General features: G+C 33.0%; 3 protein-coding genes. 2 read left to right on the top strand and 1 reads right to left on the bottom strand.

Features of this window, described 5'->3' with window-relative positions:
* On the bottom strand, window positions 1-632 hold a 632-nt coding region (locus tag WBN21_RS02680; RefSeq protein ID WP_424197758.1), incomplete at its 3' end, for a 3-deoxy-D-manno-octulosonic acid transferase.
* Window positions 633-845: 213 nt separating this feature from the next.
* Here WBN21_RS02680 and WBN21_RS02685 point away from each other — a divergent pair.
* Complete coding sequence (locus WBN21_RS02685) at window positions 846-2,000, top strand: DegT/DnrJ/EryC1/StrS family aminotransferase (RefSeq protein ID WP_424197759.1); 1,155 nt, start codon at window positions 846-848, stop codon at window positions 1,998-2,000.
* A partial coding sequence (locus WBN21_RS02690) for an SDR family NAD(P)-dependent oxidoreductase (RefSeq protein ID WP_424197760.1) occupies window positions 1,993-2,591 on the top strand: 599 nt, incomplete at its 3' end. The genes WBN21_RS02685 and WBN21_RS02690, both read left to right, overlap by 8 nt.

Here is a 2,591-nt window from a genome sequence, read left to right on the forward strand (position 1 = left end):
ATGCAAGGCTGATTGTTTTTAAATTCTTCAATAAATGGAAGCGAATTGTCAATACTAAGTTGATTGTAAACTCTATCAAAACGGGTGTCTCCGCTAATGGTAACGGCATTGTAGTTTATTGAATTAAGTAATGTTTTAGAGGTTTCGTTTTGAGTAAAAATATGTTCAAAAGCAAAAAGAGCCTCCTTCAACGGCTTTCCGTAAAATCTAAAATAGGATTGCCCCTTTCTAAATGCAGCCGAAATTAAAATGGCTCGAAGCTGTCTTCGTTTTAATTCATTTAAAAAATTTGGCCAAATATCATATTTTACAAAAACGGTAAGTTCAGGGTTTACAAGGTCTAAAAAACGTTTAGCATTTATTTTTGTATCTAAAGGAAGATAGATGACTACATCAGAAATCGGGTTGTTTTTTCTAATTTCATAACCTGAAGGAGAGAAAAAACTAAGTATGATTTTATGATTTTTATAGTGCTTTCGAAGTTCAGAAAATACAGGAAGTCCTTGTTCATATTCACCCAATGATGCACAATGAAACCATAGTGTTTTATCCGTTTTATTTATATTTTGATTTAAAACTTTAAAAGCATTTGCTCTACCAATAACACCTTTTTTAAGTTTATTGTTAAACAAAGCCCCGAATTTTAAAATCAGACTGGCAAGATATATTCCAATGTTATAAATAAAACGCAATTTTCATTCTTTTCGTGCTAAAATACATTTCTTTAAAATAAATTCATTGGTTAGAGTCAATCATTTTTGTAATTTTACTACTTGTTAGTCTACTTAGATTAACTTTAAAATATGCGTTTGTTGCTATTTTAATCATGACTACAATTTTTTTAGATGAAAAAAATCCAAATGGTCGACCTAAAAGGTCAGTATAATGATATAAAAGATATCGTTAACCCTTCTATTCAGGAAGTAATTGAAACTACAGCATTCATTAATGGTCCTAAGGTTCATGAATTTCAGAAAAACTTAGAAAATTACTTAGGTGTAAAACATGTTATTCCTTGTGCCAACGGTACAGATGCCTTGCAAATTGCCATGATGGGCTTGGGTTTAAAGCCTGGTGATGAAGTTATTACAGCCGATTTTACATTTGCTGCAACCGTAGAGGTTATTGCCTTGTTGCAATTAACACCGGTTTTAGTTGATGTTAATGAAGATGACTTTAACATTAATATTGAAGCTATAAAAAAAGCCATTACGCCAAAAACAAAGGCGATTGTTCCAGTCCATTTATTTGGACAATGTGCTAACATGGAAGCTATCATGGAAATTGCAAAGGCGCATAATTTATTTGTAATTGAGGATAATGCTCAGGCGATTGGCGCAAATTATAAATATAGTAATGGCACTAAAGTGAAAGCAGGAACCATTGGAAATGTTGGTGCGACCTCATTTTTTCCATCTAAAAACTTAGGTTGTTATGGCGATGGAGGTGCTATTTTTACTAATGATGATGATTTGGCTCATATTATAAGAGGCATAGTAAATCATGGTATGTACGAACGTTATCACCATGATGTTGTTGGTGTAAATTCCAGATTAGATAGTATTCAAGCGGCCGTTTTAGACGCCAAACTTCCACGTTTAGATGGTTATAATAAGGCGAGACAAGCTGCAGCAAGAAAATATAATGCAGCATTTAAATCTATTGTTAGTATTATAACACCCAAAACTGTAAATGGCTGTGATGGGGTTTGTGATACTTGTGATTGTCATGTATTTCATCAGTATACTTTACGAGTGAAAGGTGTTGATAGAGATGCTTTAGTGAAACATTTAAATGAAAAGGATATTCCTTGTGGCGTGTATTATCCAATTCCGCTTCATAAGCAAAAAGCATATTTGGATGAAAGATATAAGGAATCAGATTTTGGAGTAACCAATCAGCTAGTTAAAGATGTTATTTCCTTACCTATGCATACAGAATTAGATGACGAACAAATAGAATATATTGCATCAACAATTATAAAATTTATTAATGGATAAAATATTAGTTACAGGTGGCTTAGGGTTTATTGGGTCTCATACGGTTGTAGAATTACAAAACGAGGGCTATGAAGTTGTTATTATTGACGATTTATCAAATTCTTCTGAGAAGGTATTAGATGGTATTACAGCTATTACAGGTAAAACACCCATTTTTGAAAAATTAGATTTAAAAAACAGATCGGGTGTTGAAGCGTTTTTCGCAAAACATAATGATGTAAAAGGTGTGATTCATTTTGCAGCTAGTAAGGCTGTTGGCGAGAGTGTAAAAGAACCTTTGTTATACTATGAAAACAATATAACCACCTTGGTTTATATCCTAAAAGAATTGAAAAAATTACCATCGGCAGCATTTATTTTTAGTTCATCTTGTACGGTTTACGGTCAAGCTGATGAGTTGCCAATTACCGAAAATGCTCCAGTAAAAAAGGCGGAGTCGCCTTACGGAAATACGAAACAAATAGGTGAAGAAATAATTAGTGATACCTGTAAAGTTACACCAACTTTAAAAGCCATAGCATTGCGCTACTTTAACCCAATTGGTGCGCATGAGTCGGTTGAAATTGGTGAATTACCAATAGGTGTTCCTCA

Origin of the sequence: Algibacter sp. (assembly GCF_049667265.1) — a bacterium.
In the GTDB taxonomy this organism is placed as follows: Bacteria; Bacteroidota; Bacteroidia; order Flavobacteriales; family Flavobacteriaceae; genus Algibacter_B.